Annotated in this window: 11 protein-coding genes; 6 read left to right on the top strand and 5 right to left on the bottom strand. The window is 35.5% G+C overall.

Going from position 1 to position 18,168, the window contains the following annotated elements; all coding sequences use genetic code 11:
• Positions 1–131: 131 nt before the first annotated feature.
• The 5 genes from VOI54_RS12750 to VOI54_RS12730 are packed head-to-tail and all read right to left on the bottom strand — an operon-like array spanning position 132 to position 9,727.
• Entirely contained in the window at positions 132–2,036 is a 1,905-nt protein-coding gene (locus VOI54_RS12750) for an outer membrane protein assembly factor BamB family protein (protein ID WP_326283218.1), read from the bottom strand.
• Between the two features lie 5 nt (positions 2,037–2,041).
• The gene (locus VOI54_RS12745) at positions 2,042–3,040 is read right to left on the bottom strand and encodes a cytochrome-c peroxidase (RefSeq protein ID WP_326283217.1); all 999 of its coding nucleotides are present in this window, start codon (positions 3,038–3,040) and stop codon (positions 2,042–2,044) included.
• A gap of 10 nt (positions 3,041–3,050) precedes the next feature.
• Entirely contained in the window at positions 3,051–4,370 is a 1,320-nt protein-coding gene (gene fucP / locus VOI54_RS12740; RefSeq protein WP_326283216.1) for an L-fucose:H+ symporter permease, read from the bottom strand.
• 34 nt (positions 4,371–4,404) lie between these two features.
• Positions 4,405–5,751: a DUF1552 domain-containing protein gene (locus tag VOI54_RS12735; RefSeq protein WP_326283215.1), complete on the bottom strand. Its 1,347-nt coding sequence runs from the start codon at positions 5,749–5,751 to the stop codon at positions 4,405–4,407.
• Positions 5,752–5,770: 19 nt separating this feature from the next.
• On the bottom strand, positions 5,771–9,727 hold the full coding sequence (locus VOI54_RS12730; RefSeq protein ID WP_326283214.1) for a DUF1592 domain-containing protein: 3,957 nt from the start codon (positions 9,725–9,727) through the stop codon (positions 5,771–5,773).
• Between the two features lie 859 nt (positions 9,728–10,586).
• On the opposite strand from VOI54_RS12730, the gene VOI54_RS12725 reads away from it, so the two are divergent.
• The 6 genes from VOI54_RS12725 to VOI54_RS12700 are packed head-to-tail and all read left to right on the top strand — an operon-like array spanning position 10,587 to position 17,988.
• Positions 10,587–11,282 (top strand): RraA family protein, encoded by a 696-nt coding sequence (locus VOI54_RS12725; protein WP_326283213.1) that lies wholly within the window; start codon positions 10,587–10,589, stop codon positions 11,280–11,282.
• An 11-nt stretch (positions 11,283–11,293) separates the two neighbouring features.
• Positions 11,294–14,212, top strand: a complete 2,919-nt coding sequence (locus VOI54_RS12720) for a glycoside hydrolase family 2 protein (RefSeq protein WP_326283212.1) — start codon at positions 11,294–11,296, stop codon at positions 14,210–14,212.
• Between the two features lie 15 nt (positions 14,213–14,227).
• Positions 14,228–15,388, top strand: coding sequence for a mandelate racemase/muconate lactonizing enzyme family protein (locus VOI54_RS12715; protein ID WP_326283211.1), 1,161 nt, complete (start codon positions 14,228–14,230; stop codon positions 15,386–15,388).
• Between the two features lie 16 nt (positions 15,389–15,404).
• Positions 15,405–16,190 (top strand): SDR family NAD(P)-dependent oxidoreductase, encoded by a 786-nt coding sequence (locus VOI54_RS12710; RefSeq protein ID WP_326283210.1) that lies wholly within the window; start codon positions 15,405–15,407, stop codon positions 16,188–16,190.
• A 27-nt stretch (positions 16,191–16,217) separates the two neighbouring features.
• A complete protein-coding gene (locus VOI54_RS12705; protein ID WP_326283209.1) occupies positions 16,218–17,084 on the top strand; it encodes an SMP-30/gluconolactonase/LRE family protein in 867 nt (288 codons plus the stop codon).
• 37 nt (positions 17,085–17,121) lie between these two features.
• Positions 17,122–17,988 (top strand): AraC family transcriptional regulator, encoded by an 867-nt coding sequence (locus tag VOI54_RS12700; protein WP_326283208.1) that lies wholly within the window; start codon positions 17,122–17,124, stop codon positions 17,986–17,988.
• Positions 17,989–18,168 lie beyond the last annotated feature (180 nt).

The raw sequence follows: 18,168 nt of genomic DNA, 5'->3' as shown, positions 1-18,168 counted from the left end.
GTCGATTTTGAATTTTATTTCATATGTTTTTTTCACACGAATAAATACTGTTTTAAAAAGGAATTTTTCCCCATTGCTTATGTCTTATAATTAGGAATCTAATTCTCCATACTACCCTTTACAGTACTAAGCTATTTACCAATGCAAATTAGTTCTTTCATAGTTCTGTGATAAATTTTCCCATTTGCAAAACTTAATGAATTTACTGACCAGGTTTTGCCTCGAGGGCCTAAGTCATTAACAGCTACCAAAGCAGATTGATCAAACGTTTCGGCATTGGCATCAATAACATAAACCACTCCTAATGCATTGGTAAAATAGATGAAGTTATTTATCATAGTGGGCGATCCTAGAAAGCACTTCTGAAAACCATCTCCTCTGGTTCTGGCATCGAATGCATTTAATTGACCTTTGGAATTCAAGCCGTCATTTTTTTCTTTAGACCCCCAAAGTAAGTCTCCGTTTTCATCAACTTCCGTTGGAACTTCCAAATGCTCATTCTTTCCGCTTTTAACATTATGCCTAGCAATATAAGGTTGATACCTAACCATATAAAACAAATAATCATCAGAAGACATATTACAGTGGCGTTGGTTTTGATGATGTTCCAACGCAACATCTTTTTTAATGATGTAATTCCCTTTTTTAATATCAAAATGGTACTGATCTACGACATTCAATCTTTTTTTAGCAATTAGTTTACCTGTTTTTGTGTCTATGGTTAAGTGACTATCGCCTTTAAAGAACCAGGAAGCCTTATCGGTATCCCAATGTTGGGTGCTTAGTGCGCCCCAACCGGAAACCGCATTTTCTTCTTCAGGCTCCCAATGCCATAAAGCTTGCCCCTGACTACTCTTATCTAAGCTTATTAAACTTAGACCTACCGGTCGCTCCGGTACTTCATGGGGGCCTCCACGACCTATTAGCACTGCTACATTTCCATCACTGGTTTCTCCTAAAACCGGAGTATTATAATGGGTTAAAGCCTCTTCTGTGACCCAAACACGTTCTCCTGTATCCTTATTAAATGCGTGTAAATAATTCCAGCTCTTATTTCTGGTGGCATCATTATCTTCAGGGGGTTCTGCATTTAATATCAAATCTTCAAACAAAATGGAATCAAATTGTTTATTGAATGGTTTTCCTCCTGTACTTGGAACCCAAGTACGCTCCCAGATCAGTTGCCCTTCTAAAGTATAGCATGCCATGCCTCCACTGGCATTTATAGCCCATACATTTTTACCATCGGTAATTGGGCAAGGTGTAGTAGCATCACTAAAACCATAATTGTACTGACTCTCAATTGTACCTTTTACCGTTCTCTCCCAAAGTGTTTCTCCGGTTTCTGAATTTATACATAGCAACACTATATTCTTACTTTTTGCCCCTCCCTTTCTGGCCTTTTTTAGCCTGTTCAACTCATCATAGGCATTATTTAATGCATCAGATTTCCCATGAACATAAGCTTTATAATCTTTTAATACTTTTTCATAAGCCTTACCAATATCATTCCTTCTCATAAGGTTTTCCTCTATCCCAACTCTCTCCAGGCTAGTAGCACTCTGATAATGTTTATGCTTAGCCAAAAAATTGTTCCATTCCTGTTCTGGAGCCTCTAGAGCTTTTTTAAGTTTTCTTAACTTGTTATCATTTTGTAACCTTTTAACCTCAATATCAAAAAGTGTATCATACTTCGCTTTGGTAATTTTAAATCGATTTAAGATTTCAGCATGCTTTGGGTTATCATTAGGCGGGTTTATGGTTATAAACAGTTTATCTTTCCAAATAGCAATACCACTTTGTCCGCCTTCCGGTAAGGTTTTTTTCCATTTAATATTTTTTCCTGTTCTGACTGACCATTCTGTTGGAACCTGTAAATCCGTTTTCACTTTCCAACTCCCGTCCGGGCCACCAGACATAGGCCATTGGTTTTTACTTCCCGGTATAAATGTCCTGGTTTCCTGTATCGTATTACATGACACTAACATCATTAAAACCAATAAACTATGGAACACTATTTTAAATTGAATTTTCATAAAAACTAATTTTTAATATAATCATATGGTATGTCGCCAGATAAGGCAATCAGAAATTGTTCGATCTTTAAAGTTTCCTGTTCACTAAGTGTTGTACCTAATTCATATCTCCCCATAGTTTTTATGGCTGTATTCAGCTTCCCTGATGAGGCATCATGAAAATATGGAGCCGTATATTCTACATTTCTTAATGGTGCCACCCTAAAAAACATTTTATATACAGATTGTTTTGCTACATCATAGTACCCCAAATCTTTTTGATTATGCCATTCTTCCGTGATTCCAAGCTTTTGAAGCATTTGCCCTCCAATATTAGAACCTGTATGGCATGTATAACAGCTTTTGGAATTAAATACTAATCCACCCTCAATTTGTTCTTTAGTAAATGCATTGTCGTCTCCCTTAATGAATTTATCTACCGGTGCTGGTGTAACAAGTCCTTGAATAAAAAAGTATAACGCATTAATCATATTATTAAACGAGATAGGATCAGATTCATTGGGGAAGGCTTTTTCAAATAATATTTGGTAATCTATTTTTTTCTTAAGCCTGTCAACCATTTCAGATTTGCCTGGCATTCCCATTTCATATGGGCTTAAAACTGAATGACCAAGTTTTTCTTTCAAGGTAGTCATTCCTCCATCTGCATTATACATTGGGAGCGTTGCTACATTATAGATTGACGGTACATCTCGATAGAATGTTTTCTTCTTCAATTCCTGATAATATTGCCCATTGGTTCCATATTTTTTTAAATCATGGCAACTGTTACAAGATATATTTGCTTGTGCTGAAAGGGTTTTATCATAGAACAAACGTCTTCCCAAATCTATCTTCTCCTTTTCTATACTTAAAAACTCATCATCCTTTTCTATAGGCACAAAATAGGGTTTCAGAATTTCCCTTAACTTATGGGTATCTTCTTTTAAATTAGATTGGCTAAACACTTGTAATGATTGACCTAATAAAATAAAGATTACCCAAATTGTTTTAAAAAAATTCACAACGTGTATATTAAACCGATCTGGAATTTCTATACCCATAGTATATAACAGGTATTAAACAAATCATTGGCATAATAAAAGAAAACTTTACTTCTGGAATTCCCATAATAGAAGTATCGGCTAAACCAGATCCACCTATATCAATAATAAGGCCTTGAATTGGAGGAAAAATGGCACCTCCTACAATAGCCATTACCAGAAAAGCTGATCCTACTTTTGCTTCGGCTCCCATATCTTTTAGGGCAATACCGTAAATAGTTGGGAAATTAATAGACATAAACAGTGAGATAAAAACCAGACAAATCAACCCAGGCACCCCAGGAATCAATATAGCTCCCATACAGCATAAAACGGACATAAAACCGTATATGAACAATAGTTTTGCTGGTTTGAACTTACTCATCAGACCTGTGGCTATAAATCGGCCAGCTAAGAAAATTGACATTGCAAACATATTCCAATAGGTCGCATTCAATTGATCATCTACCGGTCTGGATTGATTTAAAAACTCTACATATTGAAAAATGGCAGTCCAGCACATTATTTGTGCCCCTACATAAGTCATTTGGGTAAGAACTCCCGGCAGAAAGGCTTTTTTGGCAAAAACTTTAGACAGAGCTTCTCTAAAGGTCATAGCTATTTCTTCCTGTACTTTAGGTATTTTTGTAAGACTTACAATAACCAGAACAATTAAAACCACTACTCCTATTCCCAAATAAGGCAATGAGATGGTTTCTAAATCGGATGTTCTAATAGCACTTTGAGTAGCCTTATCTAAAGCAGCATAAGTTTCTTCATCATAGTTTTTTGATTGAATTTGGCTTAAAACTACAAACTGAGCAACCAACATTCCGGTTAAAGAGCCTATGGGATTAAATGCCTGAGCTAAATTCAATCTTTGCGTGGCAGTTTCTTTATGTCCTAAAGATAATATTAACGGATTGGCAGTGGTTTCCAATAATGATAGGCCACATGTTATAACATACAACGAGAACAGGAAAAAAGTATAATTTTCTAATGCCGAGGCCGGATAAAATAAAAATGCCCCTATAGCAAACAACACCAGACCGAATAAAATACCTGATTTATAACTATACTTTCTGATAAATAACGCTGCCGGTATAGCCATAAAACCATAGCCAAAATAAAAAGCAAATTGTACTAAATAGGCCTGAAAATAACTTAACTCCGGCATGACTTTTTTAAAGGCCGTAACCATAGGATTAGTGACATCATTAGCAAAGCCCCAAAGCGCAAATAATGAAGTTATTACAATAAATGGGATTAATAATTCTTTATTTACTACGGGTACTCTTTGTTTTCTATTCATTAGTGTTTATTTGGTTTGTAAATTTTAAGTTTGGTTATGAAAAAATAGCCGGTAATGGCCCTGTACTATCTGCAAATGTCTCAGTAGGTATACCTATGGCATTCAACATACTTACAAAAAGGTTAGAAAGGTGCACATGTTTTGCATCAAATTTAGTATAACTGCCGTGCTTAAGACCTAATTTAGAACCACCTGCCAGAACCAGAGGACAATTATTCGCGTTATGTGTAGAGCTACAAGCACTTCCATATAAGATTATTGTGTTATCCAATAGGGAGCCATGTTCATCGCTGGTATTCTTCATTCTGTCCAAAAAGTAAGCAAATTGCTTGGCTAACCACTGGTCATACTCCCCCCATTCTACCCAATGCCCTTTGGTCTTATCATGTGATATACTATGATGTCCTTTGGTTCCTAAAGCTATTTTAGGAAAGCTATCACCAAATCCCATACCGTCCTCTCTTGCCATCATATATGTAATTACCCTGGTAGCATCAGTTTCAAAACCTAAGATCATTAAATCTAACGTTGAACGCAGATAGGCTTCAGGGTCACTGGGGCTTACATCCAGGTTTAACAAGCTTGCATCAAAATCTTTTAAGGGAATATCCAGCCATTTTTCATTACGTTTCACCTGTTCTTCTACACGGTTTAATGAGGCCAAATATTCGTCCATTTTAACCTTATCATTCTTACCTAGTTTACGCTGTAAATTTTTGCTATCCTCTAAAACCAGATCCACTATTTTCTTTCCCTGATTTAAGGATTTTCGTCTTTGCATACTTGAAGCTCCTCCGTTAGGTGAAAAATAGCGTTCAAAGATTTCACGTTGCCTGTGTTCTGAAGGAATTGCTCTTCCTACAGAGTCAAAGGATAATGTAGAAGCTCTGGATTTATAACCTACTCCTCCATCAGTAGATAGCGATAGCGAAGGGAACCGTGTTTTCTCTGCCGTATATTTTGCTGCCACCTGATCTACCGAGATACTGTTTTTATATTCTCCTCTCAAATCGCCTGCGGTCAACCAGGTATCTCCTGCTATATGTCCTAAAACACTCCTGCTAAACGGATGGCTTAACCCTCCTAAAATTGACATGTCCTTTCTAAACGGCGCTAGTGATGACAGGGACTGAGTTAATTCATAATCGGTTCCATCCTTTAAGGGAAACCAATTCCACTTGCTATGCTCCGGGCTCTCCTTTGGCGGCATGGCCACTCCATTAGGAAAATACAAATAACATAAGCGTTTTGGAATGTCTCTTTTCTCTGCAAATGAAGATAAGGAGTTCATCCCCATACTTTCCATATACGGAATCATACAGGCTACTCCCAGCCCTTTTATAAATGTTCGTCTGTCTAAATGCCAAGATTTTTTTGCCATAATAATACGTATTTATTCTCTACCCTTTTGAAAATGAAGGACTCAATACAATTTCCTCAATTACAGATTGAAACTTAAAATTTTTTGTTTTTACCTTTTTTACAATATCACTTATCTCTGCTTCATCTGCAAACGTAATTGTTCTCCCTAATGCATAAGTAAACAAATGCTCTACCAGTGATTTTGTGAATTCTTCAGTTTTTTGATATAAAATATATTCTTTTATACCCTTAATACCTTCTACTTCTGTACCATCCGGTAATACTGAAGTCACATCAATAGGCTTTCCTTTAGCCATTCTCTTAAACCTGCCAACAGCATCATAATTCTCAAAAACAACACCATATGGATCTATTTTTAAATGGCAACTAATGCAAGATGCCTTATTTCTATGTAACTCTAACTGCTCTTTAAGCGTTAATTTTTCAAAACCGGGCGTGTCAGGATCAATTTCGGGAACATTAGGTGGCGGTGGTGGTGCTGGATCTCCTAATATTTTTTCTTTTAACCAAACCGCACGTTTTATAGGATGTGCCTGTTCTCCGTCTGAGTGACCATTTAAAAATGCGCCTTGAGATAATAATCCGCCTCTATTAAAGCTTTTATCAAGCTCTACCGGTCTAAATTCATTTCCGGAAATACCATTAATGCCATAAAATTCAGCTAAATTTTGGTTTAACATAGCAAAATCGGAATCTATCAAATTCATTATACTCATGTTTTCTTTCAATACATGGTGCATAAACTGGTAGGTCTCTTCACTCATATCTTCCTTAACAAAACGGCTATAATCCTTGTACATCTTCATATTAGTATTCATACTCTTATGCCTGTCAATACGTAACCACTCATAAGTAAAGGAGCGAATCATTCTCCATATTTTAGAATCGTCAACCATACGCTTAATTTGCCCCTGAAGCTCATTTCTTAATTTATGGTCTGAAGCCAAATTCATCAACTCTGTATCCGGAGGAGAATTCCATAAAAAATATGACAAGTTAGAAGCCAGGTAAAATTCCTGCTCTTTAACTTTAATTTCCGGGTTTTCGGGTTCAAAGATATATAAGAAGCTTGGCGAACATAAAATCGCAATTAAAACCTCTTTAACACCGTCTTCATAACGCGTATAATCTTCTTTTATACTTTGCCAGAAATTCATATACCTATTAACCTCTGATTCTGTAACAGGTCTTCTAAAGGCACGTTCCATAAATCGGGTAATAACCTCTTCGGTATATAAATCCTTATTTGATTTATTGGGTGAATCAAATAAAATATTATGATGACTTTTTGGTGGCCAGGTTGGATAATATGGTGCTTCAAATTCAATGGACTTAACTAAAAGCGGTGGACCGGTATCCTCAACATTTTTAACTAAAAAATCGTTCCATAGCCCCAAAACCATCATATTAGCAAGATCTCCACTTACATTTGAACCGGCAGCAGGAACTGGTAAATTCTCTAAACGTCCTTTAAACTCTAATATTTGGGAATCTCCAAAACTAGCCGTGACTTGTTTTGTATGATCAAAATTCTTATAATCCATCCCGTCATCTGTTCTTGATCCTGCAAAAACCCTAACAGATGGTTTATCAAATTGATACTTAGCTTCATTTCTAGTAACCTCTTCCTCTAGTTCATTTAAGTAAGGACTATCTTCTGAAACTGGTGTCATTATTATAGAACTGAGCCCAACAAAAAATTTCCTATCCAATGTTCCTGTGTGTATGCCTTTATTTAAGTAAATAAGTCTTAAAGGTGTTACAATACTATCAAGCCCTTCTTGTTCCTTTTCCATATGAAACCTTTCCTGGATCACTCCCTTTTTTAATAGGCCTAATCTGATTGAAGGCATAGCGTCATCTGCAACGTAAGGATGTACCAAATCTATCTGATAATATCCTTCTTTTGGTACGTTATATTTAAAGCTGGCATTAACATCATCTGTGACGTTAGTTGATACCAACCACTTATTGTCTATTATTTTGAGGTTCTTAAGATCCTTAAAATCTTCAGGCTTGATTAGTATGGCTTCTGATGATTTAGGAGCTGGTACCTTTTCCCGTAACCCGATAAGGCGCTCACCTCCTTTATAAACATACCCTTTTGATGCTTCGACCCTAAGAACAAAATCTCCCTTTCGTGGGAAATAATCCTTAATAATCATTTTTAAATTGGGAGAAGGCCCTTGCCAAGACCGTGGTGGTAATTCCTGATGTGGTAGCGCAGAATTAAGTAGCATACCTTCTTTAACCACGCTAAAACGGTCATTTGCTGAACCACGCATCCCCAAACCTATACTACCCTTGATCTTATTTAGTAAGTCCGGACTAGCATCTTTTTTATAGACATCAATTGAAAAATTATTGGAGCTAATAGCAATTGTCTGAAAACCTCTAAATTCAGCACCGTGCTTATCCTTTGTTATACCTCTTGATATGTCTACCTTATACTTTATAGTTTCAGGCTTATCTCCAAATACAATAGCTTCGTCTAGCGCTTCTCGGGCTATTTTTTGGTAATAATCTATATGCAATGGTGAAATCTGCAAGACCTCACCATTATTGCTAAAGCCCATTTTTGATTTTCCATCATCAGGTAAAACAGCCCCAAAGTTTAATGGTATATCTAACAGCTCCTTAAGCGTGTTAGTATATTGCTCTTTAGTTAATCTGCGCATCACCCCTTTACTGGCATTTTGCTTGGAAATTGCTGCTTTGGCCAATGATGAGGTCATCCAATCTACAACCAACTGTAATTCGTCAGGCTTTAATTGAGGTTTTTTCTTTGGAGGCATTTCCCCAGAATTAATCATATCTAAAGCTGAATGCCAACTTTCGGCATCCGGCCCATTAACCATATCCCAATTCAATCGATCCAATCGTACACCTCCCTTTTGCTTATCTGCTCCATGACAGCTATAACAATACTTTGCAAAAACCGGCTTAACTGCGTTAGTATATTCCAGTCCTTCTTTTGATAAGTTATTCTGTTCCTGACTTAGGAAAAGTGACAATTCTTCCTGCTCCTTCTTAGCTTTTGCCTCTTCTTTAATCTTTTCTTCAAGTGCTACTTCCTGTTTCATTTCAGGCGACACATCTTCTAATGATTGTGTAATCCAACTTAAAAGATTATTACGTTCAACTTCAGTTAGTGGCTCTTCTTCTTCTGGAGGCATATTGCCCTCACTTATCTCTTTATAGACTGTTTTCCATGTTAAAACGTCTTCTGCATTTAGCATTTCCCAACCTACAGTATCAAGTCGCAAATCCCCTTTTTGTTTATTCTCATTATGACACTTGAAACAATTATTATCTAAAATAGGGTGAATAGTATCTGCAAAAGTAAATGCCCTGTTTACGTCTTGGTTTGAGTCTTTATCTTCTGCCAATTCCTTAATGGAAGATAATATAGATTCTGCTTTTGTTTTTTCTACACCAAAAAGCTCTTTTAAACTATCTGGCATATCCTTGGTTAGATAATTTGATCCGTGGGTTAAGGAACCTCCGTAATGCCCTGCAAATGTTAGCAGTCCCACATTTATCAATAATAGTAATTGATATATCCTAACATAGCGTTTTGATGTAGTATATGCCCATGTACGATATACCAATAGCCAAACACTTAATAAAGCTGTTGCCCACCCCAACCATTTATGAAATGATAACACCTCCTCTTTATAACCACCGCTGGAAGCCAGAAAAAAGCCGAATAAAACTGTGGGAATTATACTTAGTACAGTAAACCATAATAGAACTTTACCGGAGTTTTCAAGTTTAAGCTTTGGCTTAATCAGGTTTACAACCTCCATAACCAAAACACCTAATAAAGCCCCTATTGGAATATGAAGTAATAACGGGTGAAAATTTCCAAAATATAAGACTACTTCATTGCCTTCATCAATATTTATAGGTATAAGAATTAATCCAAACAGGATTAGTGTTATAACTGATGCTACGGCCAAAGTTAATTTCATAAAAGTATTGCGCTATAAATCTTGGTATGTTTAGTGTATGTTTTGCAGGTTTGTACAAATCTAATATTTAATGATTCAATATTTATTACATATCAATGAATAAACATAACAAATGATTTTAATTTAAAATAAGTGTTAAATATATAAGAAATAATCAATACATGAAAATCTTCAATATTTATACTCTGATACCTTTCAATTAATATGTTACTCAAGAGTTCTTTCAATGCATACAGGTTCTTCTTTATCTACTTCTTCAAATAAGAAATCTAACATCTCACAGCGTATTACTCTTGCTTTTCCCTTAGATGTGCAATGTCATTTACATAGAGGCTTTTTGTAATAATAAGTACTTGTAATTAGTGATTTTCTACTGGAAAAACTCAATGCTTATTAAAAAACATTTAATTAAGTTCTTAATATTAACGCTAAATCAATTTAATTGTATTTTTCAGCAAACATAAAGGATAAGTTTGCAAATCAAGAATATATTGACACCTCTGTTCAAGACTAATTTTGTGTTATATAAACTCATTTTAATAACATGACATTATCTACAGCCGATACCATTGTTTTTATATCCTATTTTGTTTTATATTAATAGTTGGGTTTGGAGCCTTTTTTTAGATAGAATGGGAATTGCCTTTTAACACGCTCTGCTGTTTTGGTACTGATTTCAATTTTTAAAAAGGAGAAAAAGAAAGTAACCTCATTAAAATAGAGGAAGGCAAGTATAAAACAAGTACGCTGTTCAATGTAGCAAATATATTGATAAGTACCTTTTTAGGTGTGTTATACTATATATTTTGGTGAAAATAGCAAACATATAAAATTACAAAGAAGTAAAACACACAATAAAATGCACAAGTTTTGGAAAAATGACGAAGCACTATTTGTAGCAGCAAAAAAAGAATTGTTTACTGCAGTAGTAGGCGATGCCATGGACAAAATGAACTTACTACATCAGTTTTTGCCACAAAAAATACACCCCTTAAAAAGCGATATGTTTTTAATAGGCAGGGCCATGCCTGTATTGGAAGCTGATACTTTCGAAGAACTAAGTGTTGGAAGCCAAAACCCATTAATGGCAAAGCCCTTTGGTTTAATGCTGGAAGCTTTGGACGATTTAAAAAAGAACGAAGTTTATATCTGTTCAGGAGCCTCTCCAAGCTATGCGTTGGTGGGCGAGTTAATGATGACAAGAGCAAAAATTTTAGGAGCTGCGGGAGCCGTAGTAAACGGATATTCAAGAGATACCTTTGGTATGTTGGAATTGGGGCTTCCAGTTTTTTCATATGGAAATTATGCACAAGACCAAGGCCCTCGTGGAAAAGTAATCGATTTTAGGGTACCCATTGAAATGGATGGTGTACGAATTAATCCAGGTGATATTGTTGTAGGTGATATAGACGGTGTTTGTATTGTACCACAAGAACATGAAGAAGAAGTGTTTTTAAGAGCATTTGAAAAAGCCAGAGGCGAAAAAACCGTATTAAAAGCCATTCAAAATGGCATGAGTGCCGTAGATGCATGGAACAAATACCAAATCATGTAAAAAATATAGAAATGAATCAAGATAAAATGAAGACACTTGTTAAAAATCTCATCCCTTTTTACCTATTATTTTTAGGATGTAATTGTATACAAGCTCAACTGAGTTTAAATACGGTTCTAACTGAGACTAAGGTCGAAACACCTAGGATTTCACCAATTCCACAAGAAGTAGAGGGTATAAAAAATCCCGTAATATCTCTTAATGGAACTTGGAAAGTTGCTATTGGCCAAGGCGTAGAAAAGTCGATTCAAGTACCAGGAGAACTGGTTATGCAAGGGTTTGATTTAAACATAGGAGAAACGGCCCATTATAAAACAAAAGTTGAGATTCCAAAAGATTGGACAAATAAACGCATATTTATTCGATTTGATGCGGTGAGTTCTCATGCTTTGGTAAAAGTAAATAATAGTACAGTTGTGGAACATGAAGGTAGTTTCGTTCCTTTTGAAACCGAAATCACAGAAGCTTTGAAACAAAATGACAATCAACTCCAAGTTGACGTGCAAGCAAATACAATAAGTGATATCCTTGCCTCTACTTCACAATATGCAGCCCATACAGTAGCAGGAATTTTACGTAAAGTCACACTTTTTGTTTTACCTAAAACAAATATTTCTGATATTACCATTAACACCGTATTTGATAAAAAGTTCAGGAATGCAAATTTAAATATAGAAACAAAAATTGAATCTTCTAACAATGATTCTCAAGGAATACAATTGAGATATTCATTGTTTTCAGGAAAAAAACAACTACAACAAAAAACAGTTTCTGTAAACTCCAGTTTATCAAAAGTATCCATTGCAGTTAAAAAACCTTATCAGTGGAATCCAGAAAGCCCTTATTTGTATGAGTTGAGTACCGAATTGATAAAAAACGGCAAGGCCATCCAAACAAATAAGCAAAAAATAGGCTTTAGGCAGGTCGCAATAAAAGGTAGCCAAGTGTATGTAAACGGAAAAGCAATTAAGCTGCGTGGAGTAAATCGCCATAGTATTCACCCATTAACCGGGCGTTCTTTAAGTCCGACATTAGAACGATTGGATGCCGAATTATTTAAAAAAGCCAACTGTAATTTCATAAGAACCTCACACTATCCGCCATCCGAAGAATTTTTAAAAGCAGCCGATTCCTTAGGGCTATTTATAGAAAGTGAAGCAGCTTTGGCATGGATTGGACATCCAGCAGCAGCCATTTGGGGAAAATGGGATTATAAAAACGAACGTTTATTACCCTATATGCTCAAAGCCAATATTGAAAATATAGAAGCCAATAAAAACCATCCATCGGTAATTATTTGGTCTTTAGGTAACGAATCTTTATGGAGTCCACTTTGGAATAAAGTAAAGTCTGTAGTGAAACATATTGATACAACAAGACCTTTAGCATTTCACGACCAAATTTGGGGTGAGTTTAATAATAACGGTAGCACCTCAGATATAGCCAATTTTCATTATCCAGATATAAATGGACCTGCTAGAACAGATACTATAAATAAGCCTGTTCTGTTTGGAGAATTTGCACATTTATCAACTTATAACAGAAGAGAATTGCTCACAGACCCAGGTATTCGAGATGCCTATAATGCACCATTAGTAGCCTTTTACGATTCTATTTATAAACACCCCAACAATTTAGGCGGGGCTATTTGGAGTGGTATTGATGATACCTTTCATTTACCCAATGGTAAAATAGCTGGCTATGGACCTTGGGGGCCTATTGATGGCTGGAGAAGACCAAAACCAGAATATTTTGGTATGAAAAAAGCATTCTCCCCTATAAAAATAAAAGAAGCTAAGCAACTTAAAGGAAAATTAAGAATAAAAGTAGAAAACCGTTATGATTTCACAGCTTTATCAGCTATAAAAATTAAAGCTGAAATAAATGGGGAAATACGAAAAATACACAGTAAGATTCTACCGAGACAAGAAGGGTACATTACAATACCCAGTAAGAAGAAAGTAGATCATTTAAAACTAACTTTTTATAATGCAAATGGTTTAATTGTAGAACAAGAATGTTTTGATTTTACCGAAAAAGTTGTTCCGGGATTGGAAAACAATAAACAATTGTCCTATTCAGAGAACAAAGCATCTTATCTTATCAAACAAGGGAATGTTACTTACCGAGTTAGTAAAATTAATGGTACCATAGTTTCCGTTAAAAAGGAGAACAAATCTGTATTAACCCAAGGGCCAAGATTCACGGTAGTAGCTATGAACAGTGAAGATGGAGGTAAAGGCAGTATTGCTGGAGAAACTTACCAAAGACACATAGAACCCATTCAAAGTTTTCCCTGGCCTGTGAAATATGCATCAAATATAACTATAGAAAAAACAGCAGATGATATCCAAATGACTATAGAACTAACCTTTAAAAAAGGCAAAGGAAAACTGTGGTACATTTTTAAACCTAACGGGCAATTTGTAACCAAATATGAAATTGAACAGACCACAGGAGAAGATTCTCCCTATCAATACGGCTTAATGTTACAACTACCTAAAACATTTGAGAATCTTTCATGGAAAAGAAAGGGAGATTTCAGTAGTTATCCTCAAGACCATATTGGTAGAAATCAAGGAACGGCTAAATTAAATGCAAAAGTAACAACTGGAGTTGAACCGTGGAGAGAACAACCCAATCATGCTTGGAAGGATGATGCCAATGAGTTGGGAAGTAATGACTTTAAATCGACCAAAAGAAATATTTATCAAGCTTCGTTAACTGCTGATAATGGAACAAAAATAACAGTTCTTTCAAACACAAAACAAGGTTCCAGAACTTGGTTACAAGAAGAACACATCAATTGGCTTATTTCTGACTATTCAAATAATGGGTCAGAACCATTTTATGACACGCCCCATAGTAATGGAAGAATTACAACAAAAGATAAGGTCCTAAAAGGAACATTAATTTTAAGCATTGAATGAAAAACAATACCATAAATGAAAATAACAGATGTAAAAGTATGGTTAGTTGAAGGCGTTAAGTATAACTGGACATTTTTAAAAATTTACACCAATAAAGGTGTAACAGGTATTGGTGAAGCTACCAACTGGCCAGGGAGCCAGATAGTAGAAGCAGCAGCCAAAGAATTAGGAAAAAGAATAATTGGTCTGGACCCTATGCAAATAGATTTTATCTGGACCAAATTGTACAGAGATTTAAATTGGGTAGGCCCCTATGGAGCCAGTATGTGTGCCATTTCAGGAATAGATATGGCATTGTTAGACCTCAAAGGAAAAACATTGGGAGTACCAGTATATGATTTGTTAGGAGGCTCGTTTAGAACCAAAATACAGTTATATGCCAATTATTGGTTTACAGGAGGCGAACATAACGAAGTCGATTATGCAAAACAAGCCAAAGAAGTAAAAGCAGCAGGTTTTACAGGTTTGAAGTTTGACCCTTTTGCCCATACCAATTATTTTTATGGAGAGGATTTAGATACCAATTTATCCCTGTCTAAATCGCAACAAAATAGAGCTTTTGAAGTGAGTAAAGCTGTAAGAGAAGCTGTTGGAGAGGACATGGATATTATGATAGAAACCCATGCCATGCTTAATTTTAAAGTAGCAATTGCCATGGCAAAACGTTTGGCAGCCCTAGATATTACTTGGTATGAAGAACCAGCAGGCCCAGAAAGCGCAGATACGTTAAGAGCTTTTAGAGAGCGTATAGCCCCTGAAGTTTCTATTTGTGTAGGAGAACGGCATTATACAAGACACGGCATCCGTCCCATATTAGAAAAACACATTTGCGATGTCATTATGCCTGATATTACCCGTTGTGGAGGTCCCTCCGAAATGAAACGTATGGCAACCATGGCAGAAGCTTATAATGTTATGGTAGCACCGCACAACCCTAATGGCCCCCTATCAACCTTAGCATCAGCACATGTTTGTGCATCCATTCCAAACTTTTTTAGACAAGAATTTATTTTTAAAGACGTACCTTGGAGGGACACTGTAATCAATTATCCTTTAGATATTCAAAATGGACAATTGATACTCAGTAAAAGACCTGGTTTGGGGGTAGATTTAGTTGAAGAAGAAATGGAAAAGTATCCAGGAATTAGAGAACACAGAGACGGATTTTATATCTAACAATTAAAACAAGTACATGTTAACTATTGATTTAAAAGGAAAAACCGCCCTGGTAACAGGAGTTAGTAATGGCGTAGGACAAGGCGTTGCCAAAATACTGGCAAAGGCAGGTTGTAATATATCTGGTTGCGGGCGTTCTGCTGAAAATTCTGAAGGAGCAAAAGCTTTTATCGATAATATAGAAAAAGAAGGCACTCAGGCAATATATACAGCTCATGATATAACATCCATAAAAGCCCAAGAAAAACTCATCCAAAAAACCATAGCAACATTCGGCAGTATTGATATTTTGGTATCCAATGCCGGAGTTAACGTATTTGAAGGCGCAGAAAAGTGTTCCGAAGAACAGTGGCAATTTAACATGGAATTGAATTTAAAATCACACTGGCAATTGAGCAAACTTTGCAAGCCCTACTTAGAAAAAAGTGGAAAAGGCGTTATATTAATAATGACTTCAAACCACTCAAATTATACAATACCAGGCTGTTTTCCGTACAATGTAGCTAAAACAGCTATAAAAGGTTTGGTGCAATCATTGGCCATAGAATGGGGACCCAAAATTAGAGCAATAGGTATTGCCCCTGGGTTTATAGATACCAAAGGCAATCAAAAATGGTTTGATAGTTTTCCCGATGCAGCAAAAGAACGTCAACGCACTATAGATGCACATCCCGTTAAACGGATAGGAACCTCAGAAGAGATAGGCGCTTTATGTGCTTTTTTAGCCTCTGATGCAGCAGCGTTTATCTCAGGAACCACGTATCTAATAGACGGTGGCCGTTCGGCATTGATGCAAGATTAATATTAAAGTCAATGGGGTTTTAAAAACATGAAAGCAGAGGTACTATTAAAATCCAACGCTAGTTTAGGAGAAGGGCCATTATGGTTGCCTTATGCAAATGAATTAATGTGGGTTGATATTAACAAGGGAAAAGTACACAACCTTAAATTAAAAAGCAATCAAGATGCCATAGTTTATCATGGAGATAAAACAGCTTGTGTTTTACCCCTTTCTAAAAATGTGTATTTAATAGCTGATACTAATAAACTTATAAAGTATAATAAGAAGACCAGCGCATATAGCCTTTATTTGGAAATTGATTTTAAAGACTCCAATGTTCGTTTCAATGATGGAAAAATAGATCCGAATGGAACTATTTGGATTGGCACTATGGATATGGATGCAACTCCAAATAAGGGAAGCCTATATCGAATCGATTCAAAAAAGAATGTCTCAGAAGTATTACAAGGTGTTAGCATATCAAATGGATTAGCATGGGCATTAGATGGAAAAACCATGTATTACATAGATACATTTGAAAATGTAGTTTATGCTTTTGATTTCAATGATAAAAGTGAGATTTCAAACCAACGGATTGCCATTAATGTTCCAAAAAATATAGGCGCACCGGATGGAATGACTATTGATAATAAAGGCAATTTATGGGTTGCGATGTGGGGAGGTTCAGCTGTTATTTGTTGGAATCCTAAATCAGGACAAATACTCTATAAAATTGAAGTGGAGGCGCCTCATGTAACCTCATGCGTTTTTGGAGGGAAAGATATGGATACACTTTTCATAACTACAGCAAGGGAAGGGCTTTCCGAAAAAGATTTAGAAGCATATCCTTTAAGTGGAAGTCTTTTTTATATCAAGCTAAAGGAAAAAGGCGTCAAGGGATATTTTTTAAAATGACAATCTCTATATTTGCTTTTACTCTATAATTATTCCAATGAAAGCAAATTTCAGAAAACTAAAAAGACCTATTGAAGATGCTTTTCATATTAGAAAAGATACCAGAGAAGTTTTTGATGATGCATGGCACTATCATGATATGCTCGAGCTAGTTTATATAGAGCAAGGTAAGGGAGAACGATATATAGGAGACTCCATAGAGGCTTTTAAAAAAGGGGATATTATTTTAGTCGGTAGTAAATTACCTCATGTTTGGAGAAGTAACATAGCTAAGAATAAAGCTAATCACCCCAAAAAACGAGCCGTAGCAATAGTCATTCAATTTCCCATAGATTTTTTCGGAAATCATTTTTCGGAGTTGTCAGAATCTATCGAGATAAAACAACTGATAAAACGAGCAGAAAGAGGTATTGCTTTTAAAGGAAATGGAAAAAAAATATTGACCAAACAAATAACGGCTTTGTTAACGTATAAGGGCATGGAACGGCTGATTAAGTTTCTTGAAATGCTTTACACTTTAGCATTGTTTGAAAAATACGATTTGTTGGCAAGTCCACATTTTATAAATACCATATATAGCAACGATTTAAAAATAAACAAAGCTTTTGAATATATTATGGAGCATTTTAAAGAAGAGCTAAAGTTATCTGATGTAGCAGCTAATGCGGGGATGAATAAAACAGCTTTTTGTAGATTTTTTAAAAACAAAACAAAAAAGACTTTTTCTAATTTTTTAAATGAAATAAGAATTGGGTATGCCTGTAAATTAATTAGAGAAGACAATTTAACCATTGTTGAAGCACTCTACGGAAGCGGCTATAGCAGTCCTTCTTATTTTTATAAAAATTTTAAATTGATAAAAGGAATTTCTCCAACGGAATATCAATCAAACCTTACAAATTAAAATTGCTGTTTTATAAAAATTCGTTTTTTGTATAGCCAATAAACAGGGATATAACAAAAGCGTGTAACTATAAATAGTTCTTTATGGATTTGGTATACAATCAGGTGACCCCATATAGTTAAAAGTGTTTAAAATATTAAAAGACATGGCTTACAGAATTTTGATCAACCCTGCTTCTAT

The organism is Alterotamlana spongicola (assembly GCF_035818475.1).
Classification (GTDB): Bacteria; Bacteroidota; Bacteroidia; order Flavobacteriales; family Flavobacteriaceae; genus Cognatitamlana.
This window is presented reverse-complemented; position numbering and strand designations above follow the sequence as displayed.

Excerpts from the sequence above, each read along its gene's own strand:
- VOI54_RS12700 (WP_326283208.1), top strand. The coding sequence starts at position 17,122 with ATGAAAGCAAATTTCAGAAAACTAAAAAGACCTATTGAAGATGCTTTT.
- VOI54_RS12735 (WP_326283215.1), bottom strand. The coding sequence starts at position 5,751 with ATGGCAAAAAAATCTTGGCATTTAGACAGACGAACATTTATAAAAGGG.
- VOI54_RS12715 (WP_326283211.1), top strand. The coding sequence starts at position 14,228 with ATGAAAATAACAGATGTAAAAGTATGGTTAGTTGAAGGCGTTAAGTAT.
- VOI54_RS12730 (WP_326283214.1), bottom strand. The coding sequence starts at position 9,727 with ATGAAATTAACTTTGGCCGTAGCATCAGTTATAACACTAATCCTGTTT.
- VOI54_RS12725 (WP_326283213.1), top strand. The coding sequence starts at position 10,587 with ATGCACAAGTTTTGGAAAAATGACGAAGCACTATTTGTAGCAGCAAAA.
- VOI54_RS12720 (WP_326283212.1), top strand. The coding sequence starts at position 11,294 with ATGAATCAAGATAAAATGAAGACACTTGTTAAAAATCTCATCCCTTTT.
- VOI54_RS12750 (WP_326283218.1), bottom strand. The coding sequence starts at position 2,036 with ATGAAAATTCAATTTAAAATAGTGTTCCATAGTTTATTGGTTTTAATG.
- fucP (WP_326283216.1), bottom strand. The coding sequence starts at position 4,370 with ATGAATAGAAAACAAAGAGTACCCGTAGTAAATAAAGAATTATTAATC.
- VOI54_RS12705 (WP_326283209.1), top strand. The coding sequence starts at position 16,218 with ATGAAAGCAGAGGTACTATTAAAATCCAACGCTAGTTTAGGAGAAGGG.
- VOI54_RS12710 (WP_326283210.1), top strand. The coding sequence starts at position 15,405 with ATGTTAACTATTGATTTAAAAGGAAAAACCGCCCTGGTAACAGGAGTT.